Origin of the sequence: Proteus faecis (genome assembly GCF_030286765.1) — a bacterium.
GTDB classification, from domain to species: domain Bacteria; phylum Pseudomonadota; class Gammaproteobacteria; order Enterobacterales; family Enterobacteriaceae; genus Proteus; species Proteus faecis.
In genome coordinates this window covers 141612-165339 of record NZ_JASVWV010000005.1, presented here as the reverse complement: position 1 = coordinate 165339, position 23728 = coordinate 141612, and the positions used below count along the sequence as shown (strand labels likewise).

Genomic DNA, 23728 nt, shown 5'->3' with positions numbered 1-23728 from the left:
TTTTTGGGATATTAATAAGTTAATGCTAGTAATCAAGCTAAGAAATAAATAATTGTGCATAAAAAGATGAAAATTTACGCTTAATGGTTTCCAAAATGGTTTTAGCTGGGATAGTATAAAGTGAAAATTGCATTTCAAGATAAACCTTCGGCAATTCCGAAGCGTATTCTTCGCCATTTTCACTTTTATGTCACTCTGCTTCCTGTTTTTGCGATCAAAACTGTTGATAAAATTCACAATGCGTTTGTGATGCGGATTTTTGGGGCGAAAATATTGACAATGGCAAGATTATCTATTGCTTAAAGGCGGGGATGACATAATTAGATAAAATCTACTGTAACTCTTGAATTGAGATGGTAGAATCCTTTTTTAAGCAACCGAGTGTATTTTGAAATGAGTAATAACGTTGTCGTATTGGGCACCCAGTGGGGTGACGAAGGCAAAGGCAAGATAGTCGATTTGCTGACAGAACGCGCTAAATATGTTGTTCGCTACCAAGGTGGACATAACGCAGGCCACACTCTAGTCATTGACGGTGAAAAAACCGTTCTTCATTTGATCCCATCAGGCATTCTCCGTGAAAATGTTGTTAGCATCATAGCAAACGGTGTCGTGTTATCACCGGAAGCACTGATGAAGGAAATGACCCAACTTGAAGATCGTGGCATTCCTGTTCGCTCTCGTTTACTTCTGTCTGAAGCTTGCCCATTAATCCTTCCTTATCACATCGCATTAGACAATGCTCGTGAGAAAGCACGTGGCGAAAAAGCTATCGGTACAACAGGTCGTGGTATCGGTCCTGCATACGAAGATAAAGTTGCTCGTCGCGGTTTACGTGTTGGCGATCTGTTTGATAAAAAAGCGTTTGCACAAAAACTCAAAGAAATCATCGAATACCATAACTTCCAACTGGTGAACTACTACCAAGTTGAACCTGTTGATTACCAAAAAACCTTAGACGATATCATGGCAATCGCTGATATTCTGACAGGTATGGTTGTTGATGTTTCTGACTTACTGTACAAAGCAACACAAAACGGTGAGCTAGTGATGTTTGAGGGTGCACAAGGCACTTTATTAGACATCGACCACGGTACTTATCCGTATGTTACCTCTTCAAACACAACCGCTGGTGGTGTCGCAACAGGTTCAGGTTTAGGCCCTCGCTATGTTGGTTACGTATTAGGGATCATCAAAGCTTACTCTACTCGTGTAGGTGCAGGTCCATTCCCAACTGAATTGTTTGATGAAGTGGGTGACTTCTTACGTGAGAAAGGCCAAGAGTTTGGTGCAACAACAGGTCGTAGCCGTCGTACTGGTTGGTTAGATATCATCGCTATTCGTCGCGCGGTTCAAATCAACTCACTGTCCGGTTTCTGCATGACGAAACTGGATGTGTTAGATGGTTTGAAAGAAGTGAAACTGTGTGTAGGTTATCGTTTACCAAATGGTGAAGTGATTGATACAACACCTTTAGCTGCCGATAATTGGGAAGGTATCGAGCCTATCTATGAAGCAATGCCAGGTTGGAACGAAAGTACTTTTGGTGTGAAAGATTGTGCTCAATTGCCACAAGCAGCGCTGAACTACATCAAACGTGTAGAAGAGTTAACTGGCGTTCCTGTTGATATCGTTTCTACTGGTCCAGACCGTTCAGAAACCATCATTCTCCGTCATCCATTTGATGCTTAATCTGCATTAAATTGGTTTGATGTGAAAATCGTCCCTGAAAATGACAGGGGCGATTTTTTCGTATCTGTTTGCTGGTGAAATTAAGATAAAAATACGCGTTACACACATAAGATAAGACAGCTTTACACTCGGTTTTGCTTCTGTTTTATCCGTAATGAGTAGAAAACAATAAGACAATGTTATTGTTGTAATGTCAGAAATAGAAAAGCGATCTGTTGAAAATCGACAGTATCGCTTTTTCTTTGTCTGTGATGTCGCTATTATTTTGTTAATAACCAAGTGAGCGGTAGCAATAACTCACTTTTGAGTATATCTTTGATAAATGTCCAAAAATTAAACATAATATTGCTTAATAAAATGATATTCTCATTAATAATTACTTATCCCTTAACGATTTTAATAGGGAAAACCACTTTTCAGAGGTCATTGTGCAATTAACCAGTTTTACAGATTATGGATTGCGGGCATTGATATATATGGCTTCATTGCCAGAAGGCAAAATGACGAGTATCACTGAAGTGACTCAAGTTTATGGTGTCTCGCGTAACCATATGGTGAAAATTATTAATCAACTTAGTCATTTAGGTTTTGTTGAGGCTATTCGTGGTAAAAATGGAGGGATCCGTTTAGGTAAGCCTGCAACAGACATCATTGTGGGTGAGGTTGTTCGTGCTTTAGAGCCACTTTCATTAGTAAACTGTAGCGCTGAGTTTTGCCACATTACCCCTGCGTGTCGACTAAAACTGGTCTTGAATCAGGCAATTGAGCAGTTTTTGAAAGAGTTAGACCGTCACACACTCGCTGAGCTAGTTGAAAATAATAGCTCCTTATATAAATTGTTATTAGAAGATGTTTGAGTCTACTATTTCATCAAATCTGATAGCTTGGAGGTCATAATGTCAAAAGATCCTTTTCAGGATAGAGAAGCAGAAAAATACGCCTCTCCAATTGCTAGTCGCGAATATATTTTAGAAGAAATGAAAAAACGCACGGCACCAATGAGCCGTGAAGATTTAGCACAGGCGTTAAAAATTTCAGGTGAAGAAGACTTAGAAGCGTTACGTCGTCGTTTAAGAGCGATGGAGCGTGATGGTCAATTAGTTTTTACCCGTCGCCAGTGCTACGCATTACCTGAACGCCTTGATTTATGGAAAGGGAAGGTAATCGGTCACCGTGATGGTTATGGTTTTTTACGTGCAGAAGGCCAAAAAGATGACCTCTATCTTTCACAAGATGAAATGAAAAAAACTATGCATGGCGATGTTATCCTTGCTCAACCTTTAGGTATGGATAGAAAGGGACGCCGTGAAGGTCGTGTTGTTCGAGTGATAGAGCCACGAAATAACCAAATTGTAGGTCGCTATTTTATTGAGTCAGGTATGGGATTTGTTGTACCTGATGATAGCCGTTTAAGCTTTGATATTCTTATTCCTAAAGAAGATATCATGGGCGCACGAATGGGAAATGTGGTTGTTGTTGAAATCACAACAAGACCAACCCGTCGCACTCAAGCTGTAGGCCGTATTGTCGAGATTTTAGGTGAAACGATGGGAACGGGTATTGCGGTGGAAATCGCATTACGTACTCATGAAATTCCTTATACATGGCCTGCGAAAGTTACAAAAGAAGTGGCTGATTTAAAAGAAGAAGTACCAGAGTCAGCTAAAGAAGGACGTGTTGATTTACGAGACTTACCTTTAATTACGATTGACGGTGAAGATGCGCGAGACTTTGATGACGCTGTTTATTGTCAACGTAAAAAAGGGGGCGGCTGGCGTTTATGGGTTGCGATTGCTGATGTGAGCTATTATGTACGTCCACAAACAGCATTAGATACAGAAGCACGTAGCCGAGGAAACTCTGTTTATTTCCCTTCTCAAGTAGTACCGATGTTGCCAGAAGTTCTGTCTAATGGATTATGTTCATTAAATCCACAGGTTGACCGTTTGTGTATGGTCTGTGAGATGACGGTTTCTGAGCAAGGACGCCTTTCTTCTTATAGATTCTATGAAGCGGTGATGAGTTCTCATGCTCGAATGACTTACACCAAAGTGTGGAAAATCATTCAAGGTGATGAAGAACTGCGTGCGCACTATAAGCCTATCGTTAAAGATATTGAACATCTGTATGAGTTATACCAAGCGTTAGACAATGCACGTAAACAACGTGGTGCGATTGGTTTTGAATCAGAAGAAGCGAAGTTTATCTTTAATGCAGAGCGTCGTATTGAGCGTATTGAGCCAGTTATTCGCAATGATGCACACAAATTGATTGAAGAGTGTATGATCCTTGCTAATATCGCAGCTGCTCGCTTTGTTGAGAAAAACGAAGAACCTGCGCTTTACCGTATTCATGATAAACCTAAAGAAGATAGCGTTTTGAATCTACGCTCTGTCTTTAATGAATTAGGTTTAACGTTGCCAGGAGGCTTAACGCCAGAGCCAGCAGATTATGCACGAGTCATGAAAGAGGTTGAAGATAGACCTGATCGTGAAATGCTGCAAACCATGATTTTGCGCTCAATGAAACAGGCAATTTACGATCCTGAGAATCGTGGACACTTTGGTTTAGCATTAAAATCTTATGCGCACTTTACTTCACCAATTCGCCGTTATCCTGATTTAGCCCTTCATCGTGCAATTAAATATCTGATTGCTAAAGAAAAAGGCCATGGTTCACAACGTTGGACACCAACTGGTGGCTACCATAGTGATATGGACACCATGCTACAATTAGGTGAACACTGTTCTCTAACTGAACGTCGGGCTGATGAAGCTACACGAGATGTGGCTGATTGGCTGAAATGTGATTTTATGCTGGATCAAATTGGTCAACAGTTTACTGGTATAATCACCAGCGTAACGGGTTTTGGTTTCTTTGTTCGCTTAAATGATCTGTTTATTGATGGTCTGGTACATGTTTCTACATTAAATAATGATTACTATCAGTATGATAATGTAGGACAACGCTTAATTGGTGAGTCTTCTGGGCAAGTTTATCGCCTTGGTGATGAAGTGGAAGTAAAAGTTGAAGCAGTGAGTATGGATGAACGTACTATCGACTTTTCTTTAATTTCAACAACACGCACTGCACGTAATCCGGGTAAAACAGCCCGTGTTCGTGGTTTAAAAGGTGAAAAAGACAAGAAAAATGCAAGTTCTAGCAAGTCTCGTCGTCGTGATGCAAGCAAGGATAAAAACTTTGAGCCAGATAGTGCCTTCAAAAAAGGTAAATCATCAGGTCGAGGTAATGCGAGCAAAGATAAAGCCGTAAAAGACCAAGTTGCGAAAGATAAAGCAAGTAGCAAACGTAAGAAAGCATCATCACAAACCAAAAAGATAGAGGCAAAGCTTAAAGCTAAACGTGCAGCCAAACGTGATAATGCATAACGTTTTGTTCTTCTGATCTTTTTTAAAGGCGGCGATCCCGCCTTTTATCTGTTTTGTGCCTTTTATTTTTTAATGAGTAAGCACCGCTATGAGCGAAGAAATTATTTATGGTATTCACGCAGTAACCGCATTACTTGAGCGTGACCCTGTACGTTTTAAAGAAGTTTATGTATTAAAAGGGCGAGAAGATCGCCGTTTAACCCCTGTTATTCATGAATTAGAAGCTCAAGGTATTTTGGTTCAAGTGGCTAATCGTCAATGGTTAGATAGCCAAACAGAGGGGGCTGTTCACCAAGGTATTATTGCAAAAGTTAAACCTGGTCGTCAGTATCAAGAACAAGATTTACCTGACTTGTTAGCTAAAGTCGATACACCTTTCTTATTAGTGCTAGATGGTGTTACTGATCCCCATAATTTAGGGGCTTGTTTGCGTAGCGCAGATGCAGCCGGTGTACATGCTGTTATCGTGCCGAAAGATCGTTCTGCACAATTAAACGCAACAGCTAAAAAAGTGGCTTGTGGTGCAGCAGAAAGCGTGCCTTTAATTAAAGTGACTAACCTTGCTCGTACATTACGTTTCCTGCAAGAAGAGAATATTTGGATTGTTGGCACGGCAGGCGAAGCAGATCATACTTTATATCAAAGCAAACTTACAGGCCCAATGGCATTAGTGATGGGGGCTGAAGGTGAAGGTATGCGTCGTTTAACACGTGAGCATTGTGATGAACTGATCAGTATCCCGATGGCGGGTACAGTATCTTCACTCAACGTTTCTGTAGCAACTGGCGTTTGTTTATTTGAAGCGATGCGTCAGCGTATTACTGTGAAATGATTGCGTGAAATAATCTCTGAGTTTATTTTATTCTCTATACTCCCTTGAGTTTTATTGGCTGCGGGGGTATAGTTACGCGTCAATTTTTTCAGTCACAACTTAAACAAGTTCCTTGCCTCCATGGGTGGTGACTGACCCTGACAGGAGGCTGATAAATCCGTAAGGAGCAATATCAAATGCGTCATTACGAAATCGTTTTTATGGTTCATCCTGACCAGAGCGAACAAGTTCCGGGCATGATCGAGCGTTATAAAACCGCTATCACTAATGCAAATGGTCAGATCCACCGTCTAGAAGACTGGGGTCGTCGTCAATTAGCTTATCCAATCAACAAACTGCACAAAGCACACTACGTTCTGATGAACGTTGAAGCTCCGCAGGAAGTGATTGATGAACTGGAAACTACTTTCCGTTTCAACGATGCCGTTCTCCGCAACATGATTATGCGTACTAAACACGCAGTAACTGAAGCTTCTCCAATGGTTAAAGCAAAAGACGAACGCCGTCGTGATATCGCTGATGACCTCGATGAAGAAGAAGTTGATGATGTAGCAGAGGATTCTGAAGAGTAATTAGTGCTGTGACGGCTAATAATCATTTGGTGCTAACTGGCACAGTGTGCAAAGCATTAATTCGAAAAGTTAGCCCCGCTGGGATCCCGCACTGTCAATTTGTTATTGAACATCGTTCGATACAAGAAGAGGCGGGATTAAAAAGACAATCGTGGTGCCGAATGCCCATTATTGCTAGCGGGAAAGCGTTACAAGCAGTTACTCACAGTATAACGGTCGGCAGCCAAATCACCGTTTCTGGATTCATTAGTAGCCATCAGGCACGAAATGGATTGTTTAAATTGGTGCTTCATGCCGAGCAGATTGAATTGATAGATTCTGGAGACTAGCCATATGGCACGTTATTTCCGTCGTCGTAAGTTCTGCCGTTTCACAGCAGAAGGCGTACAAGAGATCGATTATAAAGATATCGCTACGCTGAAAAACTATATCACTGAAAGTGGTAAAATTGTACCAAGTCGTATCACCGGTACTCGTGCAAAATACCAGCGTCAGCTGGCTCGTGCTATCAAGCGCGCACGCTACCTGTCTTTATTACCTTATACTGATCGTCATCAGTAATAGGTATATAGTCCATTAATGACTTGTAGAGGATAAGGTAATGCAAATTATTCTGCTTGATAAAGTAGCGAATCTGGGTAGCCTGGGTGATCAGGTTAACGTAAAATCGGGCTATGCTCGTAACTATTTAATCCCACAGGGTAAAGCTGTTTCTGCGACTAAGAAAAACATCGAGTTTTTCGAAGCGCGTCGTGCTGAGTTAGAAGCTAAATTAGCTGAAACTTTAGCAGCAGCTGAAGCTCGTGCAGCGAAGATCAATGCACTGGGTTCTGTCACTATCAGCTCTAAAGCGGGTGACGAAGGTAAACTGTTTGGTTCAATCGGTACTCGTGACATCGCTGATGCAGTAACTGCAGCTGGCGTTGAAATGTGTAAGAGCGAAGTTCGCCTGCCAAATGGCGTTCTGCGTACTACTGGTGACCACGAAGTTCACTTCCAAGTTCACAGTGACGTATTCGCTGAACTGAATGTTATCATTGTTGCTGAATAATCTTCGATTAGACAGTTAATGTTGATAAAGAAAAACGCCAGCTTAGCTGGCGTTTTTTTTGATAAGTAAATGTTCTTCTTACTATGGTGTACGGTAATAACTTCCATCACTTAAACGAGTGTAAGTGATAACAGTACCGGCGCTATTTGTCACTTCTAGCATACTAACATCACCTTGCGGATTGCGCTGTAGACGAATAGTTTGCCCTGAGCGTAATTGACTTAATGATTTTTGTTGGTCTTCTGATTTCGCCATAGAAAATGCATCATTGACAGGAAGTTGATTGTCTCTAAAAAGTTGCGCTAAGGTTTGCCCTTCTTTGATAGTGTAGGTTTGCCATGTTTTTTGCTCAGGTGTTGATTGAGTGTCTTGTGGCGGTGTTGCTTGAGCAACATTTCCCACGGGAGCATTTTCCGTTGTTGGGTTATCTATTGATGGAGAAACCTCGGGATCGGCATTTAAGCTCTCTTGTGCTTGAGGGATCGGTGTTTGATACACTGGATCATTGGTAGACGCTATTGGTACAGGAAGATCATGCGTCGATGATGACGGTTGAGGTGGCTCACCATTATTTTCACTTGTAGGCCAAAAAAACACGACCAATAAAACAATAGCAATAACGAGTATTGCTCGACGATGTAAGCCTGGGAATTTGCCCATATTCACCTCATTATTGATCTGTGAATCAGTATTATGAATTGCTGTAACATCTTTTTTATTCCTTGTAGCCATACTAGCACGAACCATGATCCTAACCTGCTCCCTGAATTCTTTTCAGAATTATCTATTCGTTCTAACCGTTAATGTTCTTTATTCCCTTGATGGTTAACTAGAAATAGCTTCATTCGGTGATACACATTTTTATCAGTTTCTATGGTTAAAGCCTGCGTTAATTCCCCATAAAGGTCATGAGGTAATAATGTGTCAGACCATGTTGAAAGAACATTTAGTGCCATATTTCTATCACGCAATGTTGGACTGCGTAATTGTCTTTTGATAAGTGACCAGCCGATACCAGGAAAACCACCAAGATCTTGCATAATATATTCAACGGCATGATGAGATTGATATTCAGAGTAGGTAGTTATTAATGGATCATCTGTGCTATCTAATGCTGTTAATGCAATTTGTTGTTCTGCAAGTTTAACTACTCTTTCTATTTTGTGAGAAGCATCTGTTTGCATTAATTGGTGCCACCAATCCGCATTGGGATTATCTTTTTGTAGTGAAAAGAGCAACTCCCAAATATCAAGACGAAGAGATTTAGCGACAAGGCTTGCTTGGTAATTTTTTGAGCGAGAAGGGCTTTGTAATGCTTCGATGATGAGTGTTGACCACTCTGGCTTTTGAATAATATTTTGTGAAGTAGAGATAATTTGTTGTTGGCAATGATCGTTCCAGCCAAATGACTCGAGTAATAACCAATCCTCACCACTATTTTGCACAAAGTCGGCGATTTCACAGACGCAATAAAGAAGTTTTAATTCTTTTGGTGGCAAAGAATTGACCTGTGAAATAAAAGTATTACACGCTTGGGCACCCTCTACATAATCATAGATATCTTTTGCAGGGCCTCCATTAAGCAGTGCGCGTAAAAGATCACTACAACCAAGCAATAACTCATTATCTAAAGGATGCGTCTTCAACATCTCTAATAACGCGCCTTTTGTGGCACAGTCATAGGCCACATACTCTGTCATTACATTATTTTTATACCCTTCTGTCAGTAGCCAATAGCGATTATTAACAGACAGTGTTGACGGTAGATGTTCGATAAATTGGATGCGTCCCCAGCCTTTGGTTCGTTGACCAAGGGAATATAAAAAAGGCTCTAATTCTTCGCAAGAAAGACGCTGTTTTAGCGGACGGATAGCATAAAGTGTAAATTCAGGATGAAGAGCAAACAATAAAAGTAAACGTTGAGAAGTACTATCATTAAACGATCCTAATAGCCCTAAGGCAATTTTGATAGGATTCTTATCAGGACTTAGCTTCAAGATCCACAAGATTAATTGAAAATAGGTTTCATGATTAATCACTGTTTCATCTTGTTCTATTTTATCTATCAGATATGAAAGATAGGTAATAGGAGCGAGTTTATCTTGGCAGGCCATTGCATAAAAAGAATCGATATGCTCTTTATCAGGCAAAAGAATGACATGTTTTATTGCATGATAGAGTGATAATGCAAACTCTTCAGATACTTTTTGAGGTGGCAACTGTTCAATCGCTCGACCTATTCGTTGGTGTAAAATTATTCCTTCACGAGCGCCTGCTGACCAACTAAAAGGTATTGAATTATCAACAGGTTTTAGCTTTAGATGTGCCTCTGACAATAGATTTAATTCATCAGGTAAAGGTGTATCACCTATTTCATAAGGTGTTAATTGTGAAAGAATTGAAGGAGTAGAGGAATGACAAACGCTAGGAAAGTCTATTGTGAGGTCGATAGACAGAAGTGACTTACTGAAAAGCTTATCGCGCCAATTAGTCATAATAAATCCTATTTTTTTTGCCACCTTAGTATAACTTTAGCGGAAAATAGGAAAGCTGGATAAAAAAAGCCAGAAAATCCATTTAGATCACTTAAGAAATCCCTCTCAAAAGCATACTTTCTTTCTTGAAATAGAAAAACAAATCAAAAAAAAACTGGTCAATAAAATTAAAAAGCGGTACATTAGCAAAATTACAAATTGTTATATTATAACATATCAATAAATGGGGTTTATTATGAAACTAAACATTCACCCTCAATATCGAACAGTGATTTTCCATGACACTAGTGTAGATGCTTATTTTAAAGTGGGGTCAACCATTCAAACGGAAAAGACAATAGAGTATGAAGGGCAAATATACCCTTATGTGACATTAGATGTCTCTTCACAATCACACCCATTTTATACCGGTAAGCAAAAGACACATTCTCAAGAAGGTAATGTGGCACGCTTTAATAAACGTTTTGGTCAATTTATTAAGTAAGGAAAAGATAATGCAGGTATTAAGTTCATTGAAAAGTGCTAAGCAGCGTCATCCCGATTGCAAAGTGGTGCGTCGTCGTGGTCGGCTTTATGTGATTTGTAAGTCCAATCCACGTTTTAAAGCCGTTCAGGGGTAAAGTTATGCAAAAACCAGTTATTTCTTGTGTTTTGATTATGGGATTGTTGGGTAGTGCGATGTCTGTTTTAGCACATAGCCACCATCATGAAAAAGTGCAAACACAAGCCCAGAAAGATGCTGCTAATGGAATTTTTGAAAATAAGGATGTGCTTGATCGCCAACTCAGTGATTGGGAAGGGGTATGGCAATCTGTAGAGCCTTATCTTCTCAGTGGCGAGTTAGATGAAGTTTTACAAAAGAAAGCAGAAACAAAAAAAGATAAAACGGTTGAAGAGTACCGTGCTTACTATACACAAGGCTATAAAACTGATGTAGATATGATTGGTATTGAAAACAATATTATTGAGTTCCATCGAGGTGAGAAAGTAGATAGCTGCGAATATCACTATGATGGTTATCGTGTTCTACATTATGAGTCTGGTAAGAAAGGCGTACGTTATCTTTTTCGTTGTGATGATGCTAAAAGCCAAGCGCCTAAATTTATTCAATTTAGCGATCACATTATTGCACCAGAGAAAGCAGGGCACTTCCATTTATATATGGGCAACATATCGCAAGATGAATTACTTAAAGAACTAAGCAATTGGCCCACATATTACCCTTATTCAATGAAAGCAGATGATATTGTTCACGAAATGCTTTATCACTGATAACTTCTTGATAAGAATATTGAGCTGACACCTTATACCCTTGGTTATTATCGAGGGTATTTTTCTTTAAAAAGATAATGATAAAAAAAGAAAAAGCAGTAGCATCCATGCTGACTTACTTTTATAAATAGCGTTAAAGATTATTATAATCCTTGGCAGAGATACTTCATCTCCATATAGTCTTCAATGCCGTGCTCAGAGCCTTCACGACCTAAACCTGATTGTTTAATACCACCAAATGGTGCAACTTCATTAGAAATTAACCCTGTGTTAATACCTACCATGCCGTATTCTAAATTTTCAGCAACACGCCAAATACGCTGTGGATTTTCACTATAAAAATAAGCAGCTAAACCATAAATGGTGTTGTTGGCTAAATGCACCACTTCATCTTCATTTTCAAAAACCACTAAAGGTGCGACAGGGCCAAATATTTCTTCTTCAAGAATATGGCTATCAGTAGGTACATTACCAACAACGGTAGGTTGGAAAAAGTTTTCCCCTGCTTTATCACTTTCCCCACCACAAAGTAGTGTTGCGCCACGTTTTAGCGTGTCGGCAAGTAATGATTGTGATTTTTCAACGGCTTTGCGGTTAATGAGTGGTCCAATAGAGACACCTTCTTCAAAACCATTTCCCACTTTGAGCTTTTTAACTGCATCAACAAAGCGCTCACTAAATTTTTGATAAACATCTTTATGAATATAAAAACGGTTAGCGCAAACACAGGTTTGTCCTGCGTTACGGAATTTTGCTCCCATAGCCCCTTCAACCGCTCTATCAATATCAGCATCGTTAAACACGATAAAGGGTGCATTGCCACCTAATTCTAAAGAGACTTTTTTTACGCTATCTGAGCATTGGCGCATTAATAAACGTCCAACCCCCGTAGAGCCTGTAAAACTTAATTTGCGAACACGGTTATCAGAGGTAAAGACTTCTCCAATTTTAATGGCATCACCTGTGACAATATTAATAACACCCGCGGGGATACCAGCTTGAGCGGCTAATTCGGCTAAAGCCAATGCGGTATAAGGCGTTTCATTGGCAGGTTTAATCACCATCGTACAACCCGCAGCTAATGCTGGAGCAGCTTTGCGGGTGATCATAGCCGCAGGGAAGTTCCAAGGTGTAATAGCAGCACAAACACCAATACCTTGTTTAATCACCATCAAACGTTTATCAGCAGAAGGCGAGGGAATAATTTCACCGTTGACTCTCTTACCTTGCTCTGCAAACCACTCGATAAACGAAGCTGCATAAGTAATTTCACCTTCAGCTTCAGCAACGGGTTTGCCTTGCTCGAATGTCATTAATTCAGCAAGTTTTCTTTTGTTTTCAATAATTAATTTAAACCAATTTTGCAATAATGCTCCGCGCTGATGTGCTGTCAGTGCACGCCATTTTGGTAACGCTTTTTGTGCAGCATCAACAGCCATTATTGCTTCTTGTGTTGCCATATTCGGTACCGTACCAAGTAAAGCACCCGTGGCAGGATCGATAACATCAACAGTTTCGTTGTTTTTAGCATTACACCACAGACCATCAATATAGCCTTGTTCACGGAAATAGGGATTTGCAGTTATTTTCACTTAATACCTCTCTGAACATCTCTGTATATTGATATTTAGCTCTAGATTAACAGAGCTAGGCAGTTTTATGCCTATGTATAAGTATATGCCTGTGTTGCAGTGTTGTGAAAATAAGTATGACAAATACCAATAAAAAAACGTCAAAATATGGTGAATAAGGTCAATTGACTACGTTTTTAATGAATAATCCGCATTACTCAAGACTGAAGGTTTACGCTGTACCTTACCACTGTTATTCTTGGATCTAACTTTCATAAAAAACAGGTATTTTTTCATGTCAAAACCATCATTTGATTCTATCGAATCACAGGCAAGTTACGGTATTGGTCTGCAAGTCGGTCAACAACTGACTGAATCAGGTCTTCAAGGATTAGAGCCCGCAGCACTGTTAGCTGGCTTGACCGATGCATTAGAAGGTAATGCACCTTCTGTACCTGTTGAAACATTACACAATGCCTTACGTACTATGCACGAGCGTGCGGAAGCTGTGCGTCAAGAACGCCAAGCAGAGCTGGCTGAGGCTGGTAAAGTTTTCCTAGAAGAAAATGTGAAAAATGAAGGTGTTCAAGTTACAGAGTCGGGCTTACAGTACAAAGTACTGACAGCCGGTGAAGGTGCAATTCCTGCGCGTACAGATCATGTTCGCGTTCATTACACTGGTCGTTTAATTGATGGTACTGTGTTTGATAGCTCAGTTCAACGTGGGCAACCGGCTGAATTCCCAGTAAATGGCGTTATCGCTGGCTGGATTGAAGCATTAACATTAATGCCAGTTGGTTCAAAATGGGAATTATATATTCCTTACCAATTAGCTTATGGCGAACGTGGAGCTGGGGCGGCTATTCCTCCATTCGCAACATTAGTATTTGAAGTAGAATTATTAGAAATTTTATAATTTCTTATTCTGCTGTAAATCAGAGTAAAAAATAGCCGGTTTTGCCGGCTATTTTGGTCTCTGGACTAAAATAAATAGACAGTAGGGTAATTAATTTTTATAAGAGAAGTTATCTACTTATAGAAATAAGCGAGGTGCATGATGTTAGAACAAGTCAGCAAATTAGCCCGCCAAGCAGGTATGGCGATAATGCAAATTTACCAGCAATCAGAGCCTATTCAAGTACAGGAAAAAAGTGATCACTCACCTGTCACCGAGGCTGATTTGGCCGCTCATCAAATCATCAAACAAGGACTTGCTTCTATTGCCCCAGATATACCTCAATTATCTGAAGAAGATCCTCCTGAATGGGAAGTTCGTCGTTATTGGGATCGTTATTGGCTGATTGATCCTCTAGATGGAACAAAAGAATTTATCAGTAAAAATGGTGAATTTACGGTAAATATTGCCTTAATTGAAAAAGGTATTCCTGTTTTAGGGGTTGTCTATGCACCGGTTCAAAATGTGTTATATGCAGCGGCAAATAAGCAAGCGTGGAAAGAAGTATGTGGACAACGACTGCCTATCCATGCAAGTCGTGCTGAGCCACCCGTGATCGTGATTAGCCGTTCTCATCAAGATGATGAATTAAAAGAATATCTCTCACAGCTTGGTGCACATCAAACCGTTGCTGTTGGTTCCTCTTTGAAGTTTTGTTTAGTTGCTGAAGGTAAAGCACAGCTTTATCCTCGTTTTGGACCTACGCATACATGGGATACTGCAGCAGGCCATGCTATTGCGATTGCAGCGGGCGCACATGTTACAGATTGGAAAGGGGTAACGTTAGATTACTCTCCAAAAGAGTCGTTAATAAATCCAGGATTTCGAGTTTCTATCTTTTAGTTGTACTACTTTATTAAATTGGAGCCCTTTGTTTTAGAAGGGCTCTGATTTAGAAATTATTCTTTAATTAAGTCATTGATGAGATTGATAGCAGATGTAATTTCCGCACCGCTTAATACGCCTTCTTTGACGAAACGGACTTTGCCTTGTTTATCTAAAACAATAATCGCTGAACTCTCTTTTTCTAATCCCCAGCCTTTTAATGCGACGCCATCGGCATCAACAATAAACTGTGACCAAGGAAATTCTTTTTTACTGTCTTCAACGCTACCACGAACGAATGGGCCTGTGCCAAATACCGCATCATCAGTATTAATAATCGTAGTCGTTTGATAATTGGCATGTGGGAATTTAGCTAGTTTTACCGCTTCAATAAACGGTGCATTCATCTCCTTAGCTTTGCTACGTCCTGCTATATGTTGAACAGTACGTACTTTTCCACTGAGCAGACCACTATTCCAATTTTGGTAGCTAAACTTATCTTTGGTTGTGTCATAAAGTAGCTCACCTTTGTCATTGATTGTGACAGCAGGAAGGACTGTATTTTCAGTGATATTATGTGCGAATACCCATGTAGATGTGCTAAGTAAAAGAGCAGCTAAGGTTATTTTGTGCATAGCCATTGTCCTATTATTGAAATCGACGTTAGATTCTATCTAAGCATAGAAGCTAGTGAAGAATAATACCTCATCACTGATACATTTATTTAACATTGAGTGGGTAAGATAAGGCACATGCTATCTTTATTTATATTCTTTACTGTCAATAAATGTAAAAATAGATAAGAAAACTAAATAAGTGGAACCTAGTACTTATAATTAGGTCTTTAAATTTGATATATAAAGATTAGTCTTTATGACTTATTAAACTCAACAACGAGCATGGGAGACAACTGAAAGATGAAAATCTTCAATCGCTATAACCCTGAAAAAATTGCTCTCTACGTTAAGACGTTATTTCGTGGACGGTTTTATATCAAAGGAATGGGTGCATTTGAATTCGATTACGGTAAAATTTTATTACCAAAAATAAGAGATAAGCTACATTTTAATGTCATGAGTGAAGTGAATCAGCAGGTCATTTTATTGAAAGCAGAAATGGGCTAACTTTTATCTGATAGATAACTGAGTCTTTTTCTCTGATAAGTTAGATAAGACTCAGTTATTAATTGAGTTACGTTACTAATTAATCGGCTACTTTATTATTCTCATTTTTTTGAGTTTCAACTTCTGTTGTAGTCGTCTGTGTAACAGGAACATGTTCTTGTAAAACAGGTTTAACAGGAGGGATATCATCAATTTTTGTTACAAGCAATTGATCTATCTTGTAATTATCAATATCGACAACCTCAAACTTGTATCCCGAAAACTTCACATAATCAGTGCGTTTAGGAATTTTACGTAAACGATACATCATAAAACCAGCGATTGTTTCGTAGTTACTTGAATCAGGGAAATCGTCGATATCAAGTACACGCATCACATCATCAATTGGCGTACCGCCTTCAACTAACCATGAATGCTCATCACGGCTCACAATCTGCTCTTCTTGTCCCGGTCCAATCAAATCACCCATCAAGGTTGTCATCACGTCATTTAGTGTAATAACACCCATTACCATGGCGTATTCATTAAGGATAATGGCAAAGTCTTCACCGGATGTTTTAAAACTTTCCAACATATCTGAAAGTGTTAATGTGTCAGGAATAATCAGCGCTTTACGAATATGAACACCCTCATTGAGATTTAGGCTTTGTCCGTTAATAACGCGATTAAGAAGTTCTTTAGAGTCTACATAACCAATAATATGGTCAATATCCCCTTCACAAACTAAAAATTTAGAGTGGGGCTGAGTAGCAATTTTTTCTTTGATATCGCTTTCAGTCTCTTCACGATCAAAATAGACCACATCTTCTCGTGGTGTCATGGCGGATGGTACAGTACGAGATTCTAATTCAAAGACATTTTCAATCAACTCATGCTCTTGTTTACGTAAAACCCCAGCAACAGCACCTGCTTCTACAATGGCAAAAATATCATCAGAAGTAATGTCTTCATTTCTGACCATTGGGATTTTAAATAACTTGAAGATGAGATCTGCCATACCATTAAATAACCACACCAAAGGGCGGAAGAAGGCAAGGCAGAAACGCATTGGGTTCACAATTCTTAATGCGATAGCTTCAGGTTTTATCATACCAATGCGTTTTGGTGTTAAGTCAGCCAATAAAATGAACATGGATGTGACAATAATAAAGGAACAAACAGATCCAAGCTGTTGTGCTAACGGCTCTTCAAAAAATTGGAGGTAAAAGTTTTTCAACGAAGGAGAGAAGGCTGACTCACCAACGATACCCGCCAAGATTGCGACGGCATTTAATCCAATTTGTACCACGGTAAAAAACATGCCCGGCATTTCTTGCATTTTTAATACACGTGCGGCGTTAATATTGCCCTCATCAACAAGTTGTTTGAGTTTAATTCGACGAGAAGCAGCAAGAGAGATTTCAGACAGCGAAAAAAAGGCGCTGATAGCACAAAGCAAAAGCACAATGAGTAAACTATTAAGCATATAAGGCTCACACCACCCTAAGTATTTAATCCAAAGGGCAATACTAGAATGTTAAAAATAGAAGATAAATCAATATATTGTGATGTAATTATTCACAAAGAAAGATAAGAGGGCGTAATTATATCATCGCCCTGCTATTTTCTGCTAGTTTTACTTTTCAGGAGGATAACAGATACCTATCCCGCCTAATCCACAATAACCTTGTGGGTTTTTGTATAAATATTGCTGGTGGTAATCTTCTGCAAAGTAAAATGGGCCCGCTGGCTGAATTTCTGTGGTAATTGTTTCAGTCGCACCTTGGGTATTCATCGCTTGTTGATAACGTTTTTTGGACTCAATAGCTTGCGCATATTGCTCTGCATTGACAGTGTAAATGGCAGAACGATATTGGCTACCAATATCGTTACCTTGGCGCATACCTTGTGATGGATTGTGGTTTTCCCAGAAAAGTGCCAAAAGTTGTGAATAGCTAATGATCGAAGGATCAAAAACAATTCTCACCACCTCACTATGGCCAGTTAAACCTTGGCAAACTTGTTGGTAGGTTGGATTTTCTGTTACACCACCGCTATAACCCGCACTTGTCGAGTAAATCCCCTGTTGTTGCCAAAATAGACGTTCAACACCCCAAAAACAGCCCATCGCAAAATAAGCAATATCCATATTATCTGGAATATCATAAATAGAATGCCCATTTACTGCGTGATTAGCAGATATTTCTAATGGTATCGAAGTACCCCTTAAGGCATTCTCTGGTTGGTAAGCTTTGTGTTGCAAGGTAGACTCCAATTTTTATATTTGTAAACGCTTTACTATGGTAAAGGTTTAATATTGTTATAAACTAAATCTACAATAAAGCTTAAAACAGTTTGTCGTCAATTTATCTCATGGATTAAATAATATTGAGGAGAAAACGTGCCGAGATACTCCGTTATCTACGTTCTCTGTCTGTCTTTTATCGCACCTGTTGCTTATGGGGCAAATTTGCGTTTAAAAGTAGAAGGTTTAGAAGGGCAACTCGAAAAAAATGCACGAGTCCAGCTATCAAACATTACAACAGAAGAAGTTGCACCTGACGGGCGTTTTCGTGCGCGTGTTGAAAAGGCAATTCAAGAAGGCCTTCGCCCTTTAGGTTATTATCAGCCTAAAGTGACATTTTCTTATCAAGAAAATACCCCTCCTGCACGATCTGTATTAACCGCTAAAGTTGAACCCGGTATTCCTATTTTACTGAAAGGCGTCGATATTGTTCTCGAAGGTGGTGCTAAAACAGATAGCCAATATGCGAAAGTCATTAAAGAGAATACGCCTCCTCTTGATAGTGTTTTAAACCATGCGGAGTATGAGAAACTCAAAGGCTCATTAACAGGGCTTGCAATTCGTCGTGGCTATTTTGATGCTGAAATGCAAAAAAGTCAGTTGGGGGTTTCTTTAGATAATCATGCCTCATATTGGGATTTTGTTTTCGATAGTGGAGAACGCTATCGTTTCGGAAAAGTGAATTATACAGGATCTCAAATCCGTGAAGACTACCTACAAAATATCGTTCCTTTTAAAGAGGGACAATATTACTCTTCAGAAGATCTGGCTGAATTTAATCGCCGTTTAGCTGCAACAGGGTGGTTTAACTCTGCGGTTGTGACACCCGATATTGCTAAAGCGCGTGCAGAAGGCTCTTATCTGTTACCTATGAGTGCAGTTGTAACTCCTCGCTCTCGTAACTATGTTGAGCTTGGTGGTGGTTATGCTACTGATGTTGGCCCTCGCCTTAATATGCAGTGGGATAAGCCTTGGATGAATTCACGAGGTCATAGTTTAACCTCTAATATCAGTGTTTCTCAGCCTGAACAATCTATTGGTGCCAACTATAAAATTCCACTGAAGGTCAATCCATTAGAGCAGTACTATGGTGTTCAGGGAGGGTTTAAACGAACAGATTTAAATGATACTCGCTCGGATACCACAACACTAAATGTGTCTCGTAACTGGGATATGTCGACAGGCTGGCAATACAGTGTGAATACACGTTGGAGTCTCAGCCACTTTACCCAAGGTGAAGTCACAAATACAACCATGTTGCTTTATCCAGGGGTAACAGCCAGCCGTGTACGCCAACGTGGTGGTATGATGCCAACTTGGGGGGATAGCCAACGTTATACTTTAGATTACTCCAATAAAATATGGGGTTCTGATGTTGAGTTTGCTGCATTCCAAGCACAACATGTTTGGATACGTACACCATGGGATGGTCATCGCTTTGTGGTAAGAGGCAATTTTGGTTGGATTGAAACCAATGCGTTTGAGCAAGTACCGCCTGAATTACGTTTCTTTGCCGGTGGTGATAGAAGTGTTCGTGGTTTTAAATACCAAAGCATTTCTCCAGAAGATAGCAAAGGAAATTTAACAGGGGCATCAAGGATGCTAGTAGGCTCATTAGAATATCAATATAACGTTACGGGCAATTGGTGGGGGGCTGTCTTTATTGATAGTGGTGAAGCGGTTAACGACTTTACTCGTAGTGATTTTAAAACCGGTGCGGGTGCAGGTGTTCGTTGGGCATCCCCAGTGGGCCCAATTAAATTTGATTTAGCATTACCTGTGAGCGACGTTGATAAGCGTAGACTCCAGTTTTATATCGGGTTAGGAGCTGAGTTATGATAACAAAGTGGTTGAAATGGATTGCACTAACACTCCTTATCATTATTTTGCTTACATTCGGTGCAGTTGCTTGGATTTTAGGTACTCAATCAGGTTTACATTTCGCGGTTAATAGTGCAGCTCGTTGGGTTCCTGGCTTAGTTATCAAAGATGTTAATGGTGGTTGGCAAGACCTGCGTTTAACGGGGATTGAATATCAAATGCCCGGCGTTGATGTGAACGTGGGGGAGTTATCATTAGGATTACGTTTAGCATGTCTGACCGATAAACAAGTTTGTGTTGATACATTAGGCACACGAGATGTTGTTGTTAATGTTGATACTAGTGCTTTTCCCCCTTCTGAAGAAACACCTCCGTCAGCGCCTTTAACCGAGCTTAATGCACCATTACCTATCTATTTAAATTCTCTTTCATTAGAAAATACGCATGTGAAGATTGACGATATGGCAATCTCACTCGGTGAGTTTAAAACTGGCGCACAATGGGAAGGTCGTCAAGTTACATTAAACCCAACACTTATTAATGATTTGCTGGTGGCATTACCAAAGACACCAGAAGAAGGAACTATTGAAGCAACGGCTCAAGATGTAAAAGAAGCCGTAGCTGTCAAACCTCAAACGGAGATGACAACACAAGAAGAAAAAGAACAGGCTTTAGCTGAAACAATTAAAGCGATTTTTGCTAAACCATTATTGGCCGAATTACCTGAGATTATTATTCCTGTTGATATCAATATTGAAGGAATTGAAGGTAAGCAATTACAGATTAGCGGTGATGCACCCGTTACGATTAATCAATTATTGTTTGAAGCAAAGACTCAAGGTCAGCAAGTTAATCTCACTAAATTAAATGTTGATGCACCAGAAGGTGAAGTGAGTTTAAACGGGGGAATTACCCTAGATAAACAGTGGCCTGTTCATTTAGATGTGAATGCGACTATTCGCGATGTTGCAGGGCTTGAAGATTTTAAAGATCAAAAAGCGACGCTTTCTTTGCAAGGTGCATTACTTGAAGAACTGAAATTAGCACTCTCTTTAACAGGAACGGTTACAGCAACTTTAGACGCACAAGCTGAATTGGCAAAACCTCATCTTCCATTAAAATTGACACTCGAAAGCCAGAAAGTTCGTTGGCCATTAACGGGTGATGTTCAGTATCAACTTCGCGATACACGATTACGCTTGAATGGTCAGACGGATAATTATGATCTTTCATTACGCTCTGATATTGAAGGTCAGGAGATCCCGCCTGCAAAATTAACGCTAGATGCAAAAGGGAATGAAGAGAAAATAGAGCTAACGCGTTTACGTTTAGCTGCTTTGCAAGGTCATGCTGATATTACGGGGGTTGCTGATTGGAGTAAGGCAATTAGCTGGAATGCATTGCTCACTATTTCGGGAATTAATACGGCAAAACAGTACCCTGATGTGCCAGCAAAATTAGATGGGCGCATTGCAACAACAGGTAGTCTATATGGTGGAAGTTGGCAATTACGTGTTCCTGAAATTACCTTAGATGGCAATATCAAAAACAATCTTATTAAAGCGAGAGGTAATGCTTACGGTAATGATTCTGGCCAATGGAATATCCCTCAATTAAAACTTATTCTTGGTAAGAATAACCTCGATATTGAGGGGCATTTAGGTGATAAATGGGCATTGGATGCCAATATTAATGCTCCAGGATTAAATGGTTTAGTGCCAGGATTAGCGGGAGTAATTAAAGGTAAGGTGAATATTCGTGGTGATATGAACACACCTAAGATTATCGCTGATATCAATGCACAGGGTATTAAATGGCAAGATCAAGTCAGTGTTGAATCGATCACTATCAAAGGTGATGTTCAATCGGACAAAGAAATTGGTGGCAAGCTAGCTATTACTGCTCGTCAGCTAAAACAAGCCGATTTAGTTATTCGTAATTTAACGTTGGATGCTGCTGGCACCGAAAAACAGCATAAACTGACGTTAAAAATGGATGGTGAGCCTGTTTCTGGAGGACTGACATTAGCGGGTTCATTCGATAAAGAAAAACAGCAATGGAAAGGAACGCTAAATAATACAGCATTTGATACGCCGGTGGGTGAGTGGCGTTTAAATAAAGCCATAGCGTTGAATTTATTGGCAGAAAAGCAACAAGTCACCATTGGTTCTCATTGTTGGATAAACCCAAATGCACAAGTGTGTGTGCCTAAAGCGATAACGGTGGGGGAAAGCGGATCGGCGGCAATTACATTGACACGTTTTGATCTCGCTATGATAAAACCTTTCTTACCTTCAGAAACTTCTGTTCAAGGTGTATTTACTGGCGATGCGATGGCAACGTGGAACTCAAAAGGCGGTTTACCGAAAGCATCAGTCAACCTGAAAGGGCAAGGTGTTGCTGTAAAACAGAATATTGAAGGCACTATTTTACCGATTGATTTTGATGCTATCACCTTAAATGCAGGCGTTAACAATGGTAAAGCGACATTACAATGGCTGATTAGTATCGCGGGTAATGGTGATATTAAAGGTAATGTGCATGTCGCGGATCTTGAGAAGAAACGCCTGCTATCAGGTACGGTGGATATCGATAACTTGACATTAGATTTAATCAAGCCGTTTTTAGGTAAAGGTGAAATTGCTCAAGGTCGTGTCGGGGCGCAATTACGTTTAGGCGGAAACGCTCAATCTCCACTGTTATTGGGTCAATTTGGCATTAATCAATTAAAAGTGGTTGGGCATTGGATCCCGTTTGATATTACGAAAGGGAATGTTGATGTTCAATTTAATGGTGCGACGTCTGATCTAAGCGGTAGAATTGAAACTCCAGAAGGTTATTTAAATCTTACTGGTAATGCCGATTGGCGTAAGTTAGATGAATGGCACGCAGTAGTGGCAGCAAATGGTAACAAGCTACGTGTTGCATTACCTCCGATGGTACGTATTGATGTTAATCCTGATTTAGTGTTTGAGGCTAGCCCAAATTTACTGAAATTAGATGGGCGCATTGATATTCCTTGGGCACGTATTGTTGTTCAAGATTTACCAGAGTCTGCGGTCTCCGCTTCTTCTGATGAAGTGATGCTGGATAAAAACTTACAGCCAATTGCTCCAAAAGAGACATCGATTCCAATTCAAAGTGATTTAGCTATTAATATTGGCGATGATGTGACACTGGACGCATTTGGGCTTAAAGCTAGATTGACGGGAGCTCTCAAAGTCAATCAGAATAAACAAGGACTAGGTTTAAATGGCCAAATAGATATTCCAAAAGGCCAATTCAAAGCTTATGGGCAAGATCTACAAGTCCGTAAGGGACAAATTTTGTTCTCAGGGCCAGTTGATCAACCTTACTTGAATATTGAAGCTATTCGTAATCCTGAAAATACGGCAAATAATGTGATTGCTGGTGTCAGGGTTACAGGGCTTGCAGATAAACCTAAAGTTGATATTTTCTCTGAACCCGCATTTACACAGCAAGAAGCGTTATCTTACTTGCTAAGAGGTGAAGGGTTAGATAAAAGTGGTGATGCGGATTCATCACAAATGACAGCAATGCTGATAGGATTAGGCGTTGGTCAAAGTGGTCAGCTTGTAGGACGCATTGGTGAAACCTTTGGTGTTTCGGATTTAGCGCTTGATACACAAGGTGTGGGAGATAGCTCACAAGTTGTGGTCAGCGGTAAGATCACCAACGATCTACAAGTGAAGTATGGAGTGGGTATATTTGATTCGCTAGCGACGTTAACCTTACGTTATCGCTTGATGCCCAGGTTGTATTTACAAGCAGTGTCTGGTATGAATCAGGCAATAGATCTGCTTTATCAATTTGAGTTTTAAATT

Annotated in this window: 23 protein-coding genes; 17 read left to right on the top strand and 6 right to left on the bottom strand. The window is 39.9% G+C overall.

Features of this window, described 5'->3' with window-relative positions:
- Positions 1-120 precede the first annotated feature (120 nt).
- The 9 genes from QSH13_RS09120 (at position 121) to rplI (ending at position 7536) form a co-directional block, all read left to right on the top strand.
- Positions 121-303, top strand: a complete 183-nt coding sequence (locus QSH13_RS09120) for a hypothetical protein (RefSeq protein ID WP_109396664.1) — start codon at positions 121-123, stop codon at positions 301-303.
- Positions 304-393: 90 nt separating this feature from the next.
- On the top strand, positions 394-1692 hold the full coding sequence (locus QSH13_RS09115; protein ID WP_286039062.1) for an adenylosuccinate synthase: 1299 nt from the start codon (positions 394-396) through the stop codon (positions 1690-1692).
- Between the two features lie 428 nt (positions 1693-2120).
- On the top strand, positions 2121-2549 hold the full coding sequence (gene nsrR, locus QSH13_RS09110; RefSeq protein WP_036914714.1) for a nitric oxide-sensing transcriptional repressor NsrR: 429 nt from the start codon (positions 2121-2123) through the stop codon (positions 2547-2549).
- A gap of 39 nt (positions 2550-2588) precedes the next feature.
- Positions 2589-5081, top strand: a complete 2493-nt coding sequence (rnr, locus tag QSH13_RS09105) for a ribonuclease R (RefSeq protein WP_109396666.1) — start codon at positions 2589-2591, stop codon at positions 5079-5081.
- A gap of 100 nt (positions 5082-5181) precedes the next feature.
- A complete protein-coding gene (gene rlmB / locus QSH13_RS09100) occupies positions 5182-5913 on the top strand; it encodes a 23S rRNA (guanosine(2251)-2'-O)-methyltransferase RlmB (protein WP_162556446.1) in 732 nt (243 codons plus the stop codon).
- 176 nt (positions 5914-6089) lie between these two features.
- A complete protein-coding gene (gene rpsF, locus QSH13_RS09095; protein ID WP_064718598.1) occupies positions 6090-6485 on the top strand; it encodes a 30S ribosomal protein S6 in 396 nt (131 codons plus the stop codon).
- A gap of 8 nt (positions 6486-6493) precedes the next feature.
- Positions 6494-6814 (top strand): primosomal replication protein N, encoded by a 321-nt coding sequence (gene priB / locus QSH13_RS09090; RefSeq protein WP_006535746.1) that lies wholly within the window; start codon positions 6494-6496, stop codon positions 6812-6814.
- Positions 6815-6818: 4 nt separating this feature from the next.
- Entirely contained in the window at positions 6819-7046 is a 228-nt protein-coding gene (gene rpsR, locus QSH13_RS09085; protein WP_000135199.1) for a 30S ribosomal protein S18, read from the top strand.
- Between the two features lie 40 nt (positions 7047-7086).
- Positions 7087-7536, top strand: a complete 450-nt coding sequence (rplI, locus tag QSH13_RS09080; RefSeq protein ID WP_023583606.1) for a 50S ribosomal protein L9 — start codon at positions 7087-7089, stop codon at positions 7534-7536.
- 81 nt (positions 7537-7617) lie between these two features.
- On the opposite strand, the gene QSH13_RS09075 is transcribed toward rplI, so the two are convergent.
- Positions 7618-8283, bottom strand: coding sequence for a LysM-like peptidoglycan-binding domain-containing protein (locus QSH13_RS09075; protein ID WP_109396669.1), 666 nt, complete (start codon positions 8281-8283; stop codon positions 7618-7620).
- 53 nt (positions 8284-8336) lie between these two features.
- Complete coding sequence (locus QSH13_RS09070) at positions 8337-10031, bottom strand: hypothetical protein (protein ID WP_286039061.1); 1695 nt, start codon at positions 10029-10031, stop codon at positions 8337-8339.
- A 235-nt stretch (positions 10032-10266) separates the two neighbouring features.
- Between QSH13_RS09070 and QSH13_RS09065 the strand changes: the two genes are divergently transcribed.
- From QSH13_RS09065 to zinT, 3 genes are read left to right on the top strand one after another with little or no spacing between them, the layout of a single operon-like run.
- Positions 10267-10515, top strand: a complete 249-nt coding sequence (locus tag QSH13_RS09065) for a type B 50S ribosomal protein L31 (protein ID WP_109396672.1) — start codon at positions 10267-10269, stop codon at positions 10513-10515.
- Positions 10516-10525: 10 nt separating this feature from the next.
- Positions 10526-10651, top strand: a complete 126-nt coding sequence (ykgO, locus tag QSH13_RS09060) for a type B 50S ribosomal protein L36 (protein WP_006535739.1) — start codon at positions 10526-10528, stop codon at positions 10649-10651.
- Positions 10652-10655: 4 nt separating this feature from the next.
- Positions 10656-11303 carry a metal-binding protein ZinT gene (gene zinT, locus QSH13_RS09055; RefSeq protein WP_286039060.1) on the top strand — a complete coding sequence of 216 codons (648 nt, stop codon included), beginning with the start codon at positions 10656-10658 and terminating at the stop codon, positions 11301-11303.
- Positions 11304-11446: 143 nt separating this feature from the next.
- Here the strand turns inward: zinT and QSH13_RS09050 are convergent, their stop codons facing one another.
- On the bottom strand, positions 11447-12895 hold the full coding sequence (locus QSH13_RS09050; RefSeq protein ID WP_109396675.1) for an NAD-dependent succinate-semialdehyde dehydrogenase: 1449 nt from the start codon (positions 12893-12895) through the stop codon (positions 11447-11449).
- Positions 12896-13169: 274 nt separating this feature from the next.
- On the opposite strand from QSH13_RS09050, the gene bamJ reads away from it, so the two are divergent.
- The gene (gene bamJ / locus QSH13_RS09045) at positions 13170-13790 is read left to right on the top strand and encodes a BamJ family beta-barrel-assembly machinery protein (RefSeq protein ID WP_109406879.1); all 621 of its coding nucleotides are present in this window, start codon (positions 13170-13172) and stop codon (positions 13788-13790) included.
- 141 nt (positions 13791-13931) lie between these two features.
- Positions 13932-14672, top strand: coding sequence for a 3'(2'),5'-bisphosphate nucleotidase CysQ (gene cysQ / locus QSH13_RS09040; protein WP_109396679.1), 741 nt, complete (start codon positions 13932-13934; stop codon positions 14670-14672).
- Between the two features lie 56 nt (positions 14673-14728).
- Here the strand turns inward: cysQ and QSH13_RS09035 are convergent, their stop codons facing one another.
- Complete coding sequence (locus tag QSH13_RS09035; protein WP_109396680.1) at positions 14729-15289, bottom strand: YtfJ family protein; 561 nt, start codon at positions 15287-15289, stop codon at positions 14729-14731.
- Between the two features lie 282 nt (positions 15290-15571).
- Here QSH13_RS09035 and QSH13_RS09030 point away from each other — a divergent pair, with 282 nt between their 5' ends.
- Complete coding sequence (locus tag QSH13_RS09030) at positions 15572-15778, top strand: DUF1107 domain-containing protein (RefSeq protein ID WP_069369866.1); 207 nt, start codon at positions 15572-15574, stop codon at positions 15776-15778.
- Between the two features lie 79 nt (positions 15779-15857).
- Here QSH13_RS09030 and paeA read toward each other — a convergent pair whose 3' ends face one another.
- Together paeA and msrA are read right to left on the bottom strand one after the other, a co-directional pair.
- The gene (paeA, locus tag QSH13_RS09025; RefSeq protein WP_109406877.1) at positions 15858-17243 is read right to left on the bottom strand and encodes a polyamine export protein PaeA; all 1386 of its coding nucleotides are present in this window, start codon (positions 17241-17243) and stop codon (positions 15858-15860) included.
- A gap of 150 nt (positions 17244-17393) precedes the next feature.
- Positions 17394-18020 carry a peptide-methionine (S)-S-oxide reductase MsrA gene (gene msrA, locus QSH13_RS09020; protein ID WP_235375983.1) on the bottom strand — a complete coding sequence of 209 codons (627 nt, stop codon included), beginning with the start codon at positions 18018-18020 and terminating at the stop codon, positions 17394-17396.
- A gap of 138 nt (positions 18021-18158) precedes the next feature.
- On the opposite strand from msrA, the gene tamA reads away from it, so the two are divergent.
- Positions 18159-19901, top strand: a complete 1743-nt coding sequence (gene tamA / locus QSH13_RS09015; protein WP_109406875.1) for an autotransporter assembly complex protein TamA — start codon at positions 18159-18161, stop codon at positions 19899-19901.
- Positions 19898-23725, top strand: a complete 3828-nt coding sequence (tamB, locus tag QSH13_RS09010) for an autotransporter assembly complex protein TamB (protein ID WP_286039059.1) — start codon at positions 19898-19900, stop codon at positions 23723-23725. Before tamA ends, tamB begins: the two co-directional genes overlap by 4 nt.
- The last annotated feature ends 3 nt before the right edge of the window (positions 23726-23728 follow it).